General features: G+C 42.5%; 15 protein-coding genes and 1 tRNA gene. 7 read left to right on the top strand and 9 right to left on the bottom strand.

Annotated features, from left to right (window positions below; translation table 11 throughout):
* Positions 1-8 precede the first annotated feature (8 nt).
* The 5 genes from JS40_RS09065 to JS40_RS09045 form a co-directional block, all read right to left on the bottom strand.
* Positions 9-833, bottom strand: coding sequence for a DUF4349 domain-containing protein (locus JS40_RS09065; protein ID WP_034260065.1), 825 nt, complete (start codon positions 831-833; stop codon positions 9-11).
* Entirely contained in the window at positions 820-1,185 is a 366-nt protein-coding gene (gene rnpA / locus JS40_RS09060; RefSeq protein WP_034260064.1) for a ribonuclease P protein component, read from the bottom strand. The genes JS40_RS09065 and rnpA overlap by 14 nt, the downstream gene beginning before the upstream one ends.
* Positions 1,186-1,264: 79 nt before the next feature.
* On the bottom strand, positions 1,265-3,100 hold the full coding sequence (locus JS40_RS09055; RefSeq protein ID WP_034260063.1) for a M1 family metallopeptidase: 1,836 nt from the start codon (positions 3,098-3,100) through the stop codon (positions 1,265-1,267).
* A complete protein-coding gene (locus JS40_RS09050) occupies positions 3,100-4,770 on the bottom strand; it encodes a S8 family peptidase (protein WP_034260062.1) in 1,671 nt (556 codons plus the stop codon). Before JS40_RS09050 ends, JS40_RS09055 begins: the two co-directional genes overlap by 1 nt.
* A 9-nt stretch (positions 4,771-4,779) precedes the next feature.
* Positions 4,780-5,640 carry an MBL fold metallo-hydrolase gene (locus JS40_RS09045; protein ID WP_034260061.1) on the bottom strand — a complete coding sequence of 287 codons (861 nt, stop codon included), beginning with the start codon at positions 5,638-5,640 and terminating at the stop codon, positions 4,780-4,782.
* 135 nt (positions 5,641-5,775) lie between these two features.
* Here JS40_RS09045 and JS40_RS09040 point away from each other — a divergent pair, with 135 nt between their 5' ends.
* Both JS40_RS09040 and JS40_RS09035 read left to right on the top strand, forming a co-directional pair.
* A complete protein-coding gene (locus JS40_RS09040; RefSeq protein ID WP_034260060.1) occupies positions 5,776-7,656 on the top strand; it encodes a cation:proton antiporter in 1,881 nt (626 codons plus the stop codon).
* A 42-nt stretch (positions 7,657-7,698) separates the two neighbouring features.
* Positions 7,699-7,929, top strand: coding sequence for a hypothetical protein (locus tag JS40_RS09035; protein ID WP_034260059.1), 231 nt, complete (start codon positions 7,699-7,701; stop codon positions 7,927-7,929).
* Here JS40_RS09035 and lepA read toward each other — a convergent pair.
* Entirely contained in the window at positions 7,926-9,722 is a 1,797-nt protein-coding gene (gene lepA, locus JS40_RS09030) for a translation elongation factor 4 (RefSeq protein ID WP_034260058.1), read from the bottom strand. The genes JS40_RS09035 and lepA overlap by 4 nt on opposite strands.
* Positions 9,723-9,930: 208 nt before the next feature.
* On the opposite strand from lepA, the gene JS40_RS09025 reads away from it, so the two are divergent.
* Entirely contained in the window at positions 9,931-12,351 is a 2,421-nt protein-coding gene (locus JS40_RS09025) for an outer membrane beta-barrel protein (RefSeq protein WP_051957543.1), read from the top strand.
* 60 nt (positions 12,352-12,411) lie between these two features.
* Complete coding sequence (gene dusB, locus JS40_RS09020) at positions 12,412-13,404, top strand: tRNA dihydrouridine synthase DusB (protein WP_034260056.1); 993 nt, start codon at positions 12,412-12,414, stop codon at positions 13,402-13,404.
* On the opposite strand, the gene JS40_RS09015 is transcribed toward dusB, so the two are convergent.
* Both JS40_RS09015 and rbfA read right to left on the bottom strand, forming a co-directional pair.
* Positions 13,401-14,606: an ABC transporter permease gene (locus JS40_RS09015; protein WP_034260055.1), complete on the bottom strand. Its 1,206-nt coding sequence runs from the start codon at positions 14,604-14,606 to the stop codon at positions 13,401-13,403. The genes dusB and JS40_RS09015 overlap by 4 nt on opposite strands.
* A gap of 1 nt (position 14,607) precedes the next feature.
* Positions 14,608-15,003, bottom strand: coding sequence for a 30S ribosome-binding factor RbfA (gene rbfA, locus JS40_RS09010; RefSeq protein ID WP_034260054.1), 396 nt, complete (start codon positions 15,001-15,003; stop codon positions 14,608-14,610).
* A 61-nt stretch (positions 15,004-15,064) separates the two neighbouring features.
* Between rbfA and mce the strand changes: the two genes are divergently transcribed.
* Positions 15,065-15,478: a methylmalonyl-CoA epimerase gene (gene mce, locus JS40_RS09005; protein ID WP_034260053.1), complete on the top strand. Its 414-nt coding sequence runs from the start codon at positions 15,065-15,067 to the stop codon at positions 15,476-15,478.
* A 65-nt stretch (positions 15,479-15,543) separates the two neighbouring features.
* Positions 15,544-15,617, top strand: a tRNA-Ile gene (locus tag JS40_RS09000).
* Between the two features lie 649 nt (positions 15,618-16,266).
* Here the strand turns inward: JS40_RS09000 and JS40_RS08995 are convergent.
* Entirely contained in the window at positions 16,267-16,854 is a 588-nt protein-coding gene (locus JS40_RS08995; protein ID WP_034260051.1) for a riboflavin synthase, read from the bottom strand.
* A 61-nt stretch (positions 16,855-16,915) separates the two neighbouring features.
* On the opposite strand from JS40_RS08995, the gene pdxA reads away from it, so the two are divergent.
* Complete coding sequence (pdxA, locus tag JS40_RS08990) at positions 16,916-17,980, top strand: 4-hydroxythreonine-4-phosphate dehydrogenase PdxA (protein ID WP_034260050.1); 1,065 nt, start codon at positions 16,916-16,918, stop codon at positions 17,978-17,980.
* Positions 17,981-18,047: the final 67 nt, after the last annotated feature.

Raw genomic sequence — 18,047 nt, 5'->3', positions numbered from 1 at the left:
TCTTCATGTTAGTTCTTTTTTCTTCTTCGTATAAATCTACGGATTATCAATAGCGCCACCAAAACGATAAGGAATAAGGGCCATAGGTATAACAAACCTAAAAAGAAGATCGAGATACCGTCCCAGCCGCCTTTAAGCGCATTCAACATCTTCTGGCCGTACGATTGGGTAATACCTGTTTCTGAAGTGAGCTTATAGAATTCAATATGTATGGTGCTCATGGAAACACGACTTTGCAGGTATTGTAAACGTCCCTGCTTAGCTTCTATCTCCTCCCGAATGTTAGACAGTTCACGTTCAATTTCCAACATTTCCTTCACGTTCTTTGCCTGTTTCAGCAACTCGAGATAGCGGGTTTCCAGTTCGCGTTTCGCCTTGAGACGGGCTTCCAGATCCACAAATTCTTCGGTGACATCCTGTCGAGAAATATCCCGTTGATCGAAATAATCAACCCCTTCAGAAATACCATCGATAAACGATTGAAAGTGCTCCGTTGGCACACGCACCGTCATGTTCCTAAAAATGCGATTGTAGCCTTTCCCGCTATTGTCGTTCTGCACGATCGCCTTGAATTGTTGCGCCAGCTGAAGCACCTTCTGGTGCGTCTCATCCGGTTGTTGGGTCTCAAAAACAAGCTGGGCCGTTTTAATGATCTTTTGTTCCTGAACTGCTGTATTTTCTGAAATAGCTTCGGAAACACTTATTTCTTCAGCCATGGATACATCTTCGTAATCGGCCGCTTTGCTTTCAGCTTTCTCAAAACTGTCGCTCTCTCCGGAAGGCCCGCCGCAGGCCATAAAGAATAGAATTAAAAGGAAACTAATTGCTTTCATCGATGATCTTGTTAAGAATCGTGCGCATGGAACTTTCCAGAAGCACGTACTGTGGTTTATCTTTACTAATGTATAGAAATAACAACGCAAATTTTGGGCCGTTATTAGCGGCTAGCAGCTGTTTTTGAAGCCGATAGGCTTCCCGAAGCTGCCTTTTTATTCGATTTCGCTCCACAGCCGATTTAAAATTTCGCTTAGGAACCGCAAAAGCCGCTCGATTGGCAGCAGCTTCGGAGAGGGGCATATAGAAGGCCTTCAAGGGAAATTTTGTGACGGAGCGCCCCTCCAAAAACAGCACTTCGATGGCTTTTCGGCTTTTTAGTTTTTCGCGTTTTGGGAAACGAAGGTTCATCCTATAAATGTACAATAATACTGTATAAAAAAACCCGAATCAGAAGAACCGGGTTTTCATGTGAATTTTAAAAAAATTCTTATTCCATTCCGAAGGAATTATTCTTCGGATTGATATCTGCCATGCGCTGTGTAGCATCGATCACCATGATCTGTACTTTTTTACCATTGGTGATCTCAAATTGATATGTTGGATACGCCCACGCCCAATCCGGAAGTACGGTCCAATTTATTTGCGGAAACGGATTGTCCTTTTCGGCACGTGCCATCTGCAACGGAATATGGAAGACTTGTTCAGACCCGTCTTCGTAGCGTACATAAAGATCGATAGGCATTGGCATTAAGCCGATACGCTCTAGTTGAACGGTCGTTTTTCCATTTTCTTCAGAAACAGAACTAATTGCGTAATCAATGGTATTCGTGGTCTGCGTCCAATCGGTTAGGTACCAGTCTAACTCGAACCCGGACACTTTTTCGGCCACACGAATAAAATCGTTTGGCGTAGGATGCTTAAACTTCCATTCGCTGTAATAGCGCTTTAATGTTTCTTTTAAGTGTGCTTCACCAATAACATAGCCTAATTGTGCGAGGAACACAGCGCCTTTGCTATATGCCGAAATTCCGTACGCACGATTGCTGTGGTAACGATCTGCATGGGTAGATTGAGGCTGCTCCTTTCCGCTGGTCGCCAAAAAGCCATACCCTCTATAAGAACCGGCCTGCGGATTAGGATTCTTTTGATCCATAACAACATTCATTGCCTCATCAGAGATATAGGAAGTGAAACCTTCATCCATCCATTCGTGTTTTGCTTCGTTTGTTGCCAACAGGAACTGGAACCAGCTATGCGCCAACTCATGGGCGGTAACGCCTACCAGACTTTCAAATTTTCTTTCACCGGTAATTAAGGTACACATGGCATATTCCATACCACCGTCACCTCCCTGGATCACAGAATACTGCTTGTAGGGATAGGGGCCAATATGCTCGTTGAAAAAGGCGAGCAGCTCTGCAGTTTTAGGCTGAAGGTTCTTCCAGTTCTCCTTGATCTCCGGGTTGTTCTTATAAAAGAAATGCAGGTCGACCCCATTTGGACCTTTGTAAACATCATGAATGTATTCATCGTCTGCTGCCCAAGTGAAATCATGAACATTGGGAGCCACAAAATGCCACGTATATTTTCCATTCTTAGGCTTCATGGTCTTTTGGCCGGGCAGTTGATAACCATGACCAATCTCTGCGGGATTCTGAAGGTAGCCGGTCCCGCCAATAGTATAATCGGCATCAATAGTGATCTTAACATCGAAATCTCCCCATACCCCGTGGAACTCACGAGCAATATAAGGGTCAGCATGCCATCCCTCAAAATCATATTCTGCCATCTTAGGATACCATTGCGTCATGGAGAGGGCCACGCCTTCACTACTGTTTCTGCCGCTTCGGCGTATCTGCAAAGGTACTTGAGCATCCCAAACCATCTCGAAGGTTGTACTTTGTCCCGGCTGGATGGGCTTGTTCAACTGTACTTCCAGCACCGTACCAACGACTTCATACGTAAGTGCCATCCCATCTTGTGTTAATGAAATAAGCTTAATGTATCCTATTTCCGAAGGAGACAACTTCGAAATTCTATCTTTTACGCGATCATCGGGATCGGCGATGGTGCGCGAGCGCACGTCCATTTCACTTCCCGGCTGAAAGGCATTAAAATAAAGATGGTAGAACACACGGTCCAATGTATCGGGGGAGTTGTTCGTGTATACGAGATTTTGTGTCCCTTTGTATTGATAGGTTTCTACGTCCATATCAATGGTCATTTTATAATCGACCTTTTGTTGCCAATAGCCCAATGTGTTTTGAGATACGGCAGTTGTGACGATCAACAACGCAAGTACACTTCCAAATAACTTCTTCATTATCGAGACATTTTATCTGCCATGATCAAGGCGTTATACAAATTCACCATTTTACCTCCTTTAGAGATATTCGTGAAATTATCGGTATTGGAAGGGTCGCCGCCCAATACAACAGGGGTCTTAGAAGACAGACCGCTGTTCATAAGGATATCTTTTACTTGTTTTGCTGAAAGATTTGGGTAGTAAGAACGTATCATAGCTGCTACTCCGGCGACAGCAGGAGCGGCCATTGAGGTGCCCTGAAGGAATTCGTAGGTGTTTAAGGGTGTTGTAGACCAGATCTTCACACCGGGAGCAAACGCATCTACGTTCGATCTTCCGTAATTTGAAAAATCTGCTATCAGCTCACTTCCATAATCATAATTAAGCGCTCCAATAGTGATAAAAGTTTCACCCATTTCGGCTTCAACACCTTTTTGGTCATTAGGATACACTTGAATGGTGTCTAGGTTATACCCTTCATTTCCGGCAGCGTTCACGATAAGTACGTCCTTGTCTGATGCATATTTAATAGCATCCCAAACCCATTCCGGGTGTGGTGAATAATATTTTCCAAAACTTGTGTTGATTACTTTCGCACCGTTGTCTACCGCATAACGAATGGCTAAAGCGATATCCTTATCGTATTCATCACCGTCCGGAACGGCACGTACTACCATAATTTCTACGTTCTGTGCGATTCCATCCATGCCTATGCCATTGTTTCGTTGGGCTGCAATAATACCCGCAACGTGGGTTCCGTGTCTGGCATCTTCTTTTTTAGGATCCGGCCCGTCCACATCTGCATTTCCGTATACCCTGTCATTGATATCGTTAGGATCATCGCCCAAGACCGTTCTAAAATCTTTTTCAAGATTAAAGTGTGTGTCCAGTCGGCCACCAAAGTAGTCAATGCCGCTTTTAAGCTCTTTCATAACAGCAGGCACAGATTCCCCAAATCCGAGCATTTGTGTAAGCATCGCGATTTGTTGTTGCTCTTGAGCCGATGGGTTTTGGATAGCCGCTAGATCTTCTTTGGTGTAGGTTTCTTTCCCAAGTTTTTTACTCATGGTTTCATGTGCAGGCGCTACTTGCGAAAGAATTTGCTCGTATTGCATCTTGTTGGCCAGCGCCTGTTGATATTCTTTTTCATATTCTGCCTTTGCTTTTTGAAACAATATGAAATCTGCACGGTCTGCTGCACTAACAGAAGCTTCGGTCTTACCTTCAAACTTAGGCCCCAATTTTTTTATGTAGCGAACATACTCCATGTTCTCTGCAACAATATCGCCAAGGAAATTCCATCCGTGGATATCATCTACATATCCATTGTTGTCATCATCGATCCCATTCCCGGGAATTTCATCATCATTTACCCAAATAATATTTTTTAGGTCTTCGTGTTCGATGTCAATTCCGCTATCGATCACCCCGACGATCACCGTTTCACCTTTGCGTTTCGGCAATAATTCGGTGTAAGCTTTGTTCACGCTCATTCCGGGGATGGTGTCCGTTAAAAGGTCTGCGGAGCTCCATGATTTTAATTGTATGTCGGTTAGGGGAGCCGATTTCAAAGGAAGGGTGTCAATATTCTCAACCGGTGTTGCAATAATGGGAGCAACACTGCTTCCGCAGCTGCTCAATAGGATCGCTGCAGTAGCAGCGATTAAAGGCATTTTAAAGATTTTCATAGTTTCAGTTTAATTAAAAATATCAGAACAGTGAAACACTTGGTCCATTCGGACGCCTTTATCGGTATGTTTTACTGTGATTATTGGATTGTGAGCGTCGTGCTCTAAAAATAAATAATAGTTATGGTTTGCCGCAGCAGTTAAAAACTTTTCTTTTTCAGGTAAGGTTAGCAATGGCCGGGTGTCGTATCCCATTACAAATGGTATTGGTATATGCCCCGCTGTTGGCAATAGATCTGCCATAAAAACGATGGTTTTTTCTTTGTATTTTATATGAGGGATCATTTGCTTATCGGTGTGTCCATCTGCAAAGAAGATACCAAAGTCAAGTTCATTCGCTTCAGCAAAGTCCGAATCGGTATCTGATACAAATTTCAATTGTCCGCTTTCTTCCATTGGAATAATATTTTCCTTTAAAAAAGAAGCTTGCTCTCTGCGATTGGGCTTAGTTGCCCATTCCCAATGCCGTGCGTTGCTCCAGAAAGTAGCATTTTTAAAAGCGGGTTCGTAGCCGGTGCGTTGTTTGTTCCATTGTACACTTCCGCCGCAATGATCGAAATGAAGATGCGTCATAAAGACATCTGTAATATCGTCGCGATGAAACCCGATCTTTTGCAAGGAAGTGTCCAGATCATGATCTCCCCAGCGATAGTAGTAACCAAAAAATTTTTCAGATTGTTTATTCCCCATGCCTGTGTCAATAAGCGTGAGCCTGTCGCCGTTTTCAATGAGCAAGCATCGGGCCGCAATATCGATCATGTTATTGGCATCGGCGGGATTTGTCTTGGACCACAGTGTTTTTGGAACTACGCCAAACATGGCACCTCCGTCCAATTTAAAGTTTCCGGCTTCTACAGGGTATAAATTCATTAGGCATTAAAAGAGACGCAAAATACTAAAACCGTTAGAGAATGGTGACTTCGGAATAAATTAATTATACTATTTTTAACAAAAACTTAGCGTTTAACCGAAGCGAATGCGCTTTATTTACCAAAATCAAAAAATATGCTCGAACTAGCCGGAATTATCATCCTGGGAATCTTGGCTCAATGGGTCGCCTGGAAGTTTAAAATTCCCGCCATTTTACCGCTTATCCTAATTGGCCTGTTTGTAGGTCCCATATCAACGCTTATTTCGGAAGATGGCTCCCAATGGATAAAACCTATATGGGATGGCAATGGATCGGGAGGTGGATTGTTTCCGGGAGAGAATCTTTTCTATTTTGTTTCCCTCGCTATTGGGATCATATTATTTGAAGGCGGACTTACCTTAAAGCGTGGAGAGATCTCCAAGGTAGGACCTGTTATTGGAAAATTAATAAGCCTGGGATCTGCTGTTACATTCGTAGGTGCAGGAATTGCCGCACATTATGTATTCGGATTAAGCTGGCGCGTTTCTTTTCTCTTTTCAGCCCTTATCATAGTTACCGGACCTACGGTAATCACACCTATTTTACGAAACATTCCATTGAAGAAGGATGTTTCTGCTGTTCTAAAATGGGAGGGGATCCTTATCGATCCTATTGGGGCCTTGGTCGCAGTATTGGTCTTTGAATTTATTAGTGTTGAAGGCGATTCCGGATACACAAAACAGGCGCTCATGGAGTTTGGAAAGATCATCGTGATCGGTTTTGCTTTTGGGGTCTCCGGAGGATTTGCTTTATATCAAGCGGTTAAAAGAAAGGTCATTCCACATTATCTGCTCAATGTAGTGTCCCTTTCTATGGTGTTGCTCATCTTCGTTGCGAGCGACCTCTTTGCACATGAGTCGGGATTGCTTGCTGTTGTAGTAATGGGAATGTTTCTGGGAAACAGCGACCTACCAAACTTAAAGGAGCTTCTGTATTTTAAAGAGTCACTAAGCGTGCTGCTCATCTCTATTCTGTTTATTTTATTGGCGGCCAACATTAGCTTAGAAGACCTGCTTTTGGTATACAATTGGAAAACAGCCATCCTTATAGCTATCGTGATCTTTGTACTGCGTCCCTTAGGGGTATTTTTGAGTACGATAGGTTCATCCCTCAAGACCAACGAAAAGATCTTTATAAGTTGGGTAGGTCCTAGAGGGATCGTGGCAGCGGGAATCGCTTCACTTTTTGGGACGAAGCTCGTAATTGAAGGCGTAGCAGGAGCTGAATATATAACCCCATTGGTTTTTGCCGTGGTTTTGATAACGGTTTTGTTAAATGCCACTACGGCACGATTCTTCGCTTCGGTGGTAGGGGTGTTTTTAAAGACTTCCGAAGGAGTTATGATTGTGGGCGCTTCAAAGGTATCAAGGCTCATTGCCACATATCTTCAAAAGAACGACAGGCACGTAGTATTGGTGGACTCCAACCGAAACAACGTCATGATGGCCAGAGAGCTGGGTCTCGATGCCATTACGGCGAACATTTATTCTGATGACCTTACGGACAACATTGAACTAAATGATGTAGGTTACTTATTGGCCATGACCGGAAACGACGAGATCAATAGACAGGCCATCAATCGCTTCGGAAAGGTTTTTGGAGAGAATGGAACCTATCGCCTTCTAACGGCAGAGGAGCTAATGAATCCCAACCAAAATATAAATGGCGAAGGAATCTTTTCAAAAACACATGATTATATTAAGTTTACCGAGGTGGCCAGAGATTTTCCTTCTATCCAAGAGATCCCTGTGGATTCTGAAAATCAATTCATGCGCATTCTGGGAATTATTGAAGATGCCGAAAATGCGATCGCTCTGTTTTTAAAGGATGCCAAAGGGAAGATCGAACTGATCAAAGATGCCTCCAGCATGCAAGTATCAGAGGATAGTAATTTGGTGTATTTAGGTAAACCTATGGATTTTGAGGACGTTATTAACGCAACGAAAGACGAAGCTGAAATAAAAACAAAGAAATAAAATGACGCACCCCCACGTTAGCCATGTAGTAACACTTTTATTTTGAAAAACACCTTTTTTATATTGCTTTTTTTCCTGATGGCTTTCTCCTTGTGGGGATGCAAAAAGGATGACGGAAGGGCTTGTACCACCTGTAATTCTCCTCAAACCGCCAACTTTGAAGTTTGTGATGATGGCGATGGAAACGCCACTGTTAACGGCGAAAATACCGGAACTTCTTTTGATGTGTATATTGCAGATCTCGAAGCCGCCGGAGCGACCTGTGGCGGCTAGTCGTTTAGCTTCAGGACGGCCATAAATGCCTCCTGTGGAATCTCTACATTACCAACTTGACGCATCCGTTTTTTACCTTTTTTCTGCTTCTCAAGAAGTTTTCGTTTTCGTGAAATATCCCCGCCATAACATTTTGCAGTTACATCTTTCCGAAGCGCTTTTACGGTTTCACGAGCAATGATCTTAGCACCAATCGCCGCCTGAATAGGGATGTCGAATTGCTGTCTGGGGATCAATTCCTTTAGCTTCTCGCACATTTTCTTACCAATGTCATACGCATTGTCTTTGTGCAACAAGGCCGAAAGCGCATCTACCCCATTTCCATTTAACAAGACGTCTACTTTCACCAACTGCGATGTTCGCATTCCAATAGGCGAGTAATCAAAGGAGGCATATCCGCGCGAAACGGTTTTAAGGCGGTCGTAAAAGTCAAATACAATTTCAGCCAAAGGCATGTCGAAAGAAAGCTCAACACGCTCGGTAGTGAGGTATGTTTGATTGGTTATCTCACCTCTTTTCTCAATACAAAGCGACATCACGGGACCAACATAGTCGGATTTGGTGATGATTGTCGCCTTTATATATGGTTCTTCTACTCGATTTAATGAGGAAGGCTCTGGAAGATCCGAGGGATTATTGACTAGAATTATGGTGTCCGGCTCCTTGTTTGTGTATGCATGGTACGATACGTTGGGCACGGTGGTAATCACCGTCATATCGAACTCGCGCTCTAAACGCTCTTGAATAATTTCCAAGTGCAGCATTCCCAGGAAACCGCAACGGAATCCGAAACCTAAGGCCGCAGAACTTTCGGGGATAAACACTAAAGATGCATCGTTAAGCTGCAACTTTTCCATCGAAGCCCGAAGCTCTTCATAATCTTCAGTATCAACAGGATAGATACCCGCGAATACCATGGGTTTCACATCTTCGAAACCTTCAATCATGTTGGTCGTTGGGTTCTTAGCGTCGGTAATCGTGTCGCCCACTTTTACTTCTTTCGCTTCTTTGATCCCTGTGATGAGGTATCCTACATCACCGGTTTTTATAACTTCTTTTGGCTGCTGTTTAAGTCGAAGTGTACCTACTTCATCTGCATAATAAGACCTGCCGGTAGCCATGAACTTTATATGCTGCCCTTTTCTAATCTCACCGTTGAGTACACGAAAATAAGTTTCAACACCACGGAAGGGATTATAAACAGAATCGAAGATGAGTGCTTGTAAGGACTCTTCCGGATTTCCTTTAGGGGCGGGGATTCTTTTTATTATAGCTGCTAGGATCTCATCGATCCCAATTCCCGTCTTTGCACTGGCCGGAATCACCTCATCGGCGTCACACCCTAAAAGATCTACGATATCATCGGTAACCTCTTCCGGATTGGCGGAAGGAAGATCCACCTTGTTCAACACAGGGATGATCTCAAGGTCGTTTTCCAAGGCTAAATATAAATTTGAAATGGTTTGCGCCTGAATACTCTGCGCAGCATCTACTACCAATAAGGCTCCTTCGCAGGCCGCTATCGAGCGGGAAACTTCGTACGAAAAATCAACGTGACCCGGGGTGTCTATTAAATTGAGAACGTAAGACTCCCCTTCATACACATAGTCCATTTGAATAGCATGGCTCTTAATGGTAATACCACGCTCGCGCTCCAGATCCATGCTGTCCAGCAATTGATCCTGTTTTTCGCGACTGGTCACAGAACCTGTTGCATCCAGCAACCTATCGGCCAAAGTGCTTTTACCGTGATCGATATGTGCGATAATGCAAAAATTTCGAATATTCTTCATAGCAATTCGTCTCAATTCGTTTGAGGCTGCAAATATAACTTAAAAAGACAGGAATATTCAATTAACCTTGTTTTCAGCTTAAAAATCTGAATATAGGATAATTCCTGTTAAAAAAAAATGCCATCTTTGTAGTGCAGCGGTCACAAATTCCACAACCATTTTTTAATACCCTTTCAATTATAATCAATTATGCAGGCTGCACCCTAACATGAAAGCAATTAGATCTTTTATGGTATTTTTGCTGTGTTCGATTCCCCTCTTCGCACAAGAGTATTCGGTTTCGGGGAAGGTGGAGAATGCTTCAGGGGAACCATTGCCATATCTTACCGTATTGGTTTTTTCAGAAAATAATACAACAATACCTTTTGCCGGGACCACCTGCGATGAACAAGGAACGTTTGTCATCACGAACCTGGCTGCGCAACCATATAGGATCACCTTCAGTTTTATTGGCTATGAAACGCAAGAGCAGTTCTTTGAACTCTCGAATAATACGACACTTCCCACCATAACAATGAGAGAAGCTACCGAAGCGCTGCAGGAAACTGTAATCACAGGAAGAAAGCCAATGCTCCAAAAGGAGCAGGGAAAATTAATCTTTACTGTGGAGAACAGTTCGATTGCCACCGGAAATACAATGGAACTGCTTAGCAAAACACCTAGCGTGTTGATCCTTCAAGACAAGATCACCATAAAAAACATGCCGGCAACTATTTATCTTAATGGAAGGCGGGTTTATCTATCTGAAACGGAAGTAGCCTCTTTCCTTAGAAACATGGATGCCTCAAACATAAAAAGCATTGAAGTGATCTCCAATCCTTCCGCAAAGTATGATGCCGAAGCTGTTTCTGTACTGAATATTATTACCGTTCGGCCAGTTTCAGTAGGATATAAAGGCTCTGTTGAAGGGCGGTATGAACAAGCTGTATACGCTAAATATTCGGTGGGTACTTCTCACTTTTATAAGAACGATTGGTTAGACCTTTTTGGAAGCTATAGCTTTAATCCAAGAAAAGAATTTAAAGAACAGTTTGATGAAATTCGCTTCTTCAATGTAGATGAAATCACCACCCGCTCTTTTTGGGAAACAAACTTCACAAGGACTACCAATTCCTATGCCCATCATGGTAATTTGATTGCAGATATCACACTCAATAAAAGAAACTCCTTCAGTATTGCTTCTAACATCTTCATTTCTCCAAATACGGCCTACCACAACACCGTATATGCTGAACTATTCAATGCACAAAGACAATTGGATTCAACCTTCCGAACAACAAGCGATTTGGAGAATGATCAAAAGAACCTGTCGTTCACTGCAGAGTATCGTGCGCTTTTGGATGATACAGGAACAAGCCTGACCACCACTTTGAATTTTATTGTTTACGACGACCAGCAGCACCAAAGTGTATTGACCAACTACTTTCTGCCGAATGGCAGCAGCCTTCGAAGCAATAGTTTTTTTACCGATGCCTTGCAGGACAGTGACATCGCAACCGGCGCCATCGATTTGAAAGTTCCCGGTGAATCACAGGAGTGGGAAACAGGTATAAAATACTCTAATATCGATTCGCAAAGCGGACTCGATTTTTTTAATACAAACAATAATGTGATGGAGTTCGATCCGGCCCTTTCCGACGAGTTCACGTATCTAGAATCCATCTTCGCCGGCTATATCAATTTTTCCAAACAATGGCAAAAATGGGATCTTGTTGCAGGCCTTCGTACAGAGGTTACAGCCGTCGAAGGAGATTCAAGATCTCTGGGTCTTGTGAACAATCAAGAATATCTAGAATTTTTCCCGTCCCTTTCCTTGCAATATACTGTAAACGACTCGAATTCTTTAGGCGTTAGTTTTGCACGCCGTATCGAACGACCACGATACCAAAGCCTAAACCCATTTAAATATTTTTTGAACGAAAACAATTTCAATGGAGGTAATCCAAATTTAATGCCTGCGATCGACTCCAAATTCACCATAAGCTATAATTATAAGAGCAAATGGTTTGTCGACGTCTATTATCACCATACAGACAATGCCCTAAGTACGTTGCGGTTTCAGGACAATGAGAATTTTGTGATGCGAACTGTCGACGCCAATCTCATTGAGGATTTTCAATATTCTCTGGACATCCTGCATGTTTCCTCACCTTTTCCCTGGTGGTACCTTAGCGCCTATCTTTCCGGATTTTATTTTGAAAATGAATTCTTTGCGCTAGAGAGCCAACAGGAAACGTATTCTAACAGCACATATGGTTTTTATGGGAACATAAACAATAATTTCACCTTGTCCAAAGATAAGAGCTTTACCGGGGATGTTACGGCGTTCTACTTATCCGATTTCATTTACGGCTCGTATGATTACGGCAACCAATTTTCCTTATCATTTTCGCTTCGGAAGTCATTTTGGGAGAACACAGCGAGTGTTAGCGCAGGAGTTTCGGACGTTTTCAACACCTACAATGTACCCGTCTTTTCAAATTATTACAACCAGCAAAACAGCTACTTTGCCAAACCCGAATCACGGTTGTTCCGAATGAGCTTCAAATATACCTTCGGAAATGCACGACTAAGGGATAATAATCGCGAAAGTAAACCTGAAGAAACAGACCGACTGGAGAAGAACTAACCGCTCCCAATTTCAGAAGTACTAAAAAAACAAAGTAAATTCCTTATTTTTGCAGCAGCTATGGCAAAGATAGGTACCATTGACGTGGGAGACTTCCCCTTACTACTCGCTCCTATGGAGGATGTGAGCGACCCCCCATTTCGAGCACTTTGTAAAGAACAAGGAGCCGATGTGGTGTATACCGAATTCATCTCTTCAGAAGGACTTATTCGAGACGCAGCGAAGAGCGTGATGAAGTTGGATATCTATGAGAAGGAGCGACCCGTCGGGATCCAAATCTTTGGTGCCGTTCTGGACTCTATGTTGCAAAGCGTCGAGATCGTTGAAGCGAGTGGCCCGGACATCATCGATATAAATTTTGGTTGTCCCGTGAAAAAGGTTGTGAGCAAAGGCGCAGGGGCCGGAATTCTAAAGGATATCGACCTCATGGTTTCTTTGACCGAAGCTATGGTAAAGCATACCAAATTGCCTATAACGGTAAAAACGCGTTTGGGTTGGGACCACGACTCTATACGCATTGTAGAAGTAGCCGAACGCCTGCAGGATGTTGGTTGCAAGGCACTTTCCATTCACGGTAGAACACGCGCACAAATGTACAAGGGAGAGGCAGACTGGGCACCCATTGCCGAGGTAAAGAACAACCCGCGAATGCACATTCCTATTTTTGGGAATGGAGATGTAGATTCCCCGGAAAAAGCAAAGGAAATGCGAGATGTATACGGACTTGACGGCGCCATGATAGGCCGTGCTAGTATTGGTTATCCGTGGTTCTTTAAAGAAGTAAAGCATTATTTTGAAACAGGAGAACACGCTCCTCCACCTACCATGACAGAGCGCGTGGCTGCTGCGAGGAGACACCTTCAAATGGCTATTGATTGGAAAGGGGAGCAACTGGGTGTTTTTGAAACCCGACGTCACTATACCAACTACTTTAAAGGAATTCCAAATTTCAAGGAGCATCGAATGAAGATGGTCACAAGTGACGATGCCGCTTCGGTCTTTGAAGCGTTCGATGAAGCTCTTGCATTATTTGGCGACTATCAGTTTGCCTAATTAAGAAGTTTTTCTCTAACCCTGCCAGAAGCGATCTTAGAAGCGATCAAGCCCAAGATCGTGATCGTAGCAAAAACCACCACCACATTTATCAGTTTTAAAGAGACGGGATAGGGAAGGGTGGCCGTAATATTAACAAATTCGAACTGTAGTTGCGCACCTACGGCAAGTACGCCGAGCAGAATTCCCAGCAGTCCGCCAAAGGTGGTCAACAGGGTGCCTTGTAAAAAGAATATTTTTCGAATATCCCGTAGTGTAGCACCTAAATTATACAGCGTTTTAATATTCTTCCGTTTATCAAGGATCATCATAATGATAGAACCTATCACGTTAAAAAGCGCAATAATAAGTACCAAGGTGAAAATGAGGTAGACGGCAATATTCTCAGTATTCAACATTTTATACAGGGCGTCGTTCTGTTGTATTCTATTCTTGATGATTATTTCTTCTGAAAATAGCGGCTTCAGTTGTTCACGAATGTTTTCTTCGGAAACCCCCGGAAGGAGTTTCAACTCTATCGACGACACCGCGGCACTATCCATTTGAAGCAATGTCCGCGCGAATTCGATATCGGAAAAAACATATTTCGAGTCCAGATCTTCGTTCACCTGATAGACACCGGACACTACGACCGACTGTTTTGTAAAGGCATTGGAAGGGTCCAGCGCATTGATCTGTCCGGTCCCCGGTGTTGGCACATAGATCTCCAAAAGATCGATGTAATCTTGAATACCAATGGAAAGTTTGGCGGCGGTTCCTAAGCCTATAACGACTTCCGGCTCTCCATGCGCTAACCAATTGCCAAAATACAATATGCTGTCAATAGGATTTACGGACTTATAGTTTGTGTCGGTTCCTTTTATATAGGCAATATGATTTTTTCCTTTATACTGAAGAAAGACACGCTCTTCAATAGTTTTTGAATAAGAGGCTACACCCAACATTTCCTTTAATTGCAGCTCTTTTTCTTCAGAAAAGGAAAGCGTCTTTCCCCGCGCAGGAAAGATCTTAAGGTCACTGTCGAACACATTTGTGAATTGTAAACTGAAATCTTTTAGTCCCGAAAATCCTGAAAGGACTATAAATAACGACATCGCTCCAACAACGACCCCAACCGCAGCGATACCGGTTATAATATTGATGGCATTATTGCTGCTTTTTGAGAATAAGTACCGCTTTGCGATGTACAAAGGGAATTTCACCTTAACTCTTTTTGCGTTTGGGTAAAATATTTGGATTTTCAATAGGGTTTTCGTCGCCTTTTACTGCTTTTTCAATTCGCTCTATGTATTCCAAGGAGTCGTCATTATAAAACTGGAGATCGGGCATTTTGCGAAGCTGGTGCCGCGTGAGTTGCGCAATTTGATGTTTGATCTTTGCCTTTAACACATTGAGATCCTTGGTGACGCCTTCGGCTTTATCTGCAGGAAACACACTCACATAGACCTTAGCAATTGAAAGGTCGGTTGTAACGGTTACTTTGGATACTGAAAGGATGATTCCCAACTGTCCTGCTTCCCGAAGCATGCTCTGTAATACATTGGCGAGGTCGTTTTGTAGAACGCCTGCAATTTTCTTCTGTCTGTTGCTTTCTTCCATAATACAAAAGTAGCATATTTAAAGGTTTGATATTTTTTTAATTAACGATACATTTACAATTATGAAGAAAATAGAACATCTTGGGATCGCGGTAAAAAATCTTTCCGAAGCCAATGACACCTATTCACGGTTATTAGGAAGCACTCCATACAAAACAGAAACAGTAGAAAGCGAAGGGGTGAACACATCTTTTTTCGTTTGCGGCGAAAGTAAGATTGAGCTTCTAGAAGCTACAAACCCAAATAGTCCCATAGCAAAATTTTTAGAAAAGAAAGGGGAGGGGATCCATCATGTAGCTTTTTACGTAGATAATATTGAAGCGGAAGTAAAGCGATTAAAATCGGAAGGGTTTCAAGTATTAAACGAAACGCCCAAACGCGGCGCAGACAATAAATGGGTTGTCTTTGTACATCCAAAGTCTGCGAACGGAGTACTGGTGGAGTTGTGTCAGGATGTGGATCCTATTGATCGATAACCTAATAATAACCTAAAATAGTTTTGCATTAAAAGCAAAGTGTTTTACATTTGCAGACTGTTTTAGGTCCCATAGCTCAGCTGGTTAGAGCACCTGACTCATAATCAGGGGGTCCATGGTTCGAGCCCATGTGGGACCACTTTTTTGTTTTTGGGCGCTAATTAAAATAGTGATTTTGAGATTTATAGTGCTTTGAATTTGCCCGAAGGCTGCGTTGAGCGAAGTCGAAGTGAGCCCATGCGGGACCACTTTAATTTAGACTCAGTATAACTAAAAGTATAATTTGGTCGCTGTCCTTTTTGTAAAGTCGGGAGCTACAAATCACAATCTAAGAAGTCCGTGAGGGACTATTTTTTTTGGTGAGCGTTATTTGAAGCCATGGAATTTAAAAGGATCGAGAAACCTAGAATAGCAGGAATAATTTAATAACTTGCAAATATTGCGGGAATAGTTCTCGATAAAGCATGTTATTTATTCAAAACGAAGCAATTAAATTAGAAAAATTGAGTTAATAAGTTTTGGATAAATTGAATTTTTATTTGATGTTAAAAAAAAATTATTACATTAGCCCCTGAATATGCGACCCCAAATCGTCATAAAAACCATCATGGTACTTTGTTTACTTACAAGTACCTCTATGCTTGCACAGCTTTCGGGCGGTGACTCAGGCACACCCCCTCCACCCAAAACCCCACCACCAGAATTACCTTTGGATAGCGGAATTATACTATTGCTTCTGGCAGGAATTTTTTATGGGGGTTACGTTGCTTACACACGATTAAGGTCTGCTAATAGCCGCTCATAAGTCGCTTTACGTATTTCCCGATCACATCAAATTCCAAGTTTACAAGATCTCCTTTTTTCAGCAAATTGAAATTAGTGTGATGATATGTATAGGGTATGATGGCCACACCGAAAGAATTTTTCTTGGCATCCACCACTGTGAGACTTACTCCATTAACAGTGATCGACCCCTTCTCTATGGTTAGATTCCCCAGCGAGGCATCATATTCAAAACCAAAATACCAACTACCATTCACTTCTTTTATTTCTGAACAAACGGCTGTTTGATCCACATGTCCCTGAACAATATGGCCATCTAAACGGTCCCCCAATCGCATGGCACGCTCAAGATTCACTTGACTGCCCAACGTGAGGCGACCTATGTTGCTTTTGTCTAAAGTTTCTTGTACTGCTGTAACGGTATACGTTTCAGGAGAAAGATCCACAACGGTAAGACACACTCCATTATGCGACACACTTTGATCGATTTTTAAATGAGAACTTAGCTCGCTTTTAACTTGTATATCCAAATTTCCATCCTTAGGGGAAAGGTTGGAGATTTCACCGATTGCTTCAATAATTCCTGTAAACATGCTTACAATTAGTTACATTTGTATTGCAAAAGTAACAATAAAATAAAGGGATTTACTACGAATGAATAAGCAAGATAAAATTGTACTGGGAATTTCAATAGGAGATTTGAACGGCATTGGAAGTGAAGTCGTACTCAAAACTTTTGAAGATTCTCGGATGCTGGAATTTTGTACTCCGATTATTTTTGCATCAGTAAAGCTAATGTCCTTTTTCAAAAAAGTGTACGAACTGGATATTTCTTTTCATGGCATTGATACTGTAGAAGATGTGGTTCACAAAAAGATAAACGTATTGAATGTTTGGAAAGAACCGGTAGATGTCGAATTCGGAAATGACGACAAGAAAATGGGGGCCTATGCTTTACAATCTTTGGAAGCTTCGGTTGCAGCACTCAAGGCGCAAAAGATTGATGTCTTGGTTACCGCACCTATAAATAAATCGAATATCCAGTCTGAAACATTTACCTTTCCGGGACATACAGATTATCTCGCAAAAGAGCTGGAAGGCGAGAGCCTTATGCTAATGATTTCCGAAGGACTTCGCGTTGGGCTACTCACAGACCACGTAGCAGTGAAAGATGTTTCCAAAACAATAACCCGAGAACTTATAGAGAAAAAAATCAATATTATCCACCGAACATTGATTCAGGACTTCGGAATTGAAAAACCGCGCATTGCCGTTTTGGGCATTAATCCACATGTGGGGGACAACGGAGTTATTGGGGATGAAGATGACAAGACCTTAATACCTACATTGGATAATCTGCGTAAAAACGGGAAGATAGTTTACGGCCCTTATGCAGCCGACAGTTTTTTCGGTTCTGGGAATTATAAGAATTTCGATGTAATTGTCGCATCGTATCATGATCAGGGACTTATTCCTTTTAAAACCCTTGCTTTTGGCTCGGGGGTAAATTATACCGCAGGACTAAGTCGAATCCGGACCTCCCCCGATCACGGGACAGCCTTCGATGTAGCAGGTAAGAATCAAGCCAGCCACGACTCCTTTAGAGAAGCAGTCTTCGCCGCCATCAATATCTACAAACAGCGCAACGAATACGAAGAAATAGCGAAAAATCCGCTGCAAACAAATCGTAGAAAACAGCTTTCAAAAAAGAAAGGATAAATTATTTTCCTATTCAATTAATTTTTTATCTTTGCACCCGCCTTATTGCTAAGGTGAAAGCGTAAAA

The organism is Altibacter lentus, assembly GCF_000746845.1.
In the GTDB taxonomy this organism is placed as follows: domain Bacteria; phylum Bacteroidota; class Bacteroidia; order Flavobacteriales; family Flavobacteriaceae; genus Altibacter; species Altibacter lentus.
Note: the sequence above shows the minus strand (reverse complement) of the source record. Positions and strands in the feature narration are given on the sequence as shown.

Coding starts and splice junctions, on each gene's coding strand:
- JS40_RS09065 (WP_034260065.1), bottom strand. CDS start 833: ATGAAAGCAATTAGTTTCCTTTTAATTCTATTCTTTATGGCCTGCGGC.
- rnpA (WP_034260064.1), bottom strand. CDS start 1,185: ATGAACCTTCGTTTCCCAAAACGCGAAAAACTAAAAAGCCGAAAAGCC.
- JS40_RS09055 (WP_034260063.1), bottom strand. CDS start 3,100: ATGAAGAAGTTATTTGGAAGTGTACTTGCGTTGTTGATCGTCACAACT.
- JS40_RS09050 (WP_034260062.1), bottom strand. CDS start 4,770: ATGAAAATCTTTAAAATGCCTTTAATCGCTGCTACTGCAGCGATCCTA.
- JS40_RS09045 (WP_034260061.1), bottom strand. CDS start 5,640: ATGAATTTATACCCTGTAGAAGCCGGAAACTTTAAATTGGACGGAGGT.
- JS40_RS09040 (WP_034260060.1), top strand. CDS start 5,776: ATGCTCGAACTAGCCGGAATTATCATCCTGGGAATCTTGGCTCAATGG.
- lepA (WP_034260058.1), bottom strand. CDS start 9,722: ATGAAGAATATTCGAAATTTTTGCATTATCGCACATATCGATCACGGT.
- JS40_RS09025 (WP_051957543.1), top strand. CDS start 9,931: ATGAAAGCAATTAGATCTTTTATGGTATTTTTGCTGTGTTCGATTCCC.
- dusB (WP_034260056.1), top strand. CDS start 12,412: ATGGCAAAGATAGGTACCATTGACGTGGGAGACTTCCCCTTACTACTC.
- rbfA (WP_034260054.1), bottom strand. CDS start 15,003: ATGGAAGAAAGCAACAGACAGAAGAAAATTGCAGGCGTTCTACAAAAC.
- mce (WP_034260053.1), top strand. CDS start 15,065: ATGAAGAAAATAGAACATCTTGGGATCGCGGTAAAAAATCTTTCCGAA.
- JS40_RS08995 (WP_034260051.1), bottom strand. CDS start 16,854: ATGTTTACAGGAATTATTGAAGCAATCGGTGAAATCTCCAACCTTTCC.
- pdxA (WP_034260050.1), top strand. CDS start 16,916: ATGAATAAGCAAGATAAAATTGTACTGGGAATTTCAATAGGAGATTTG.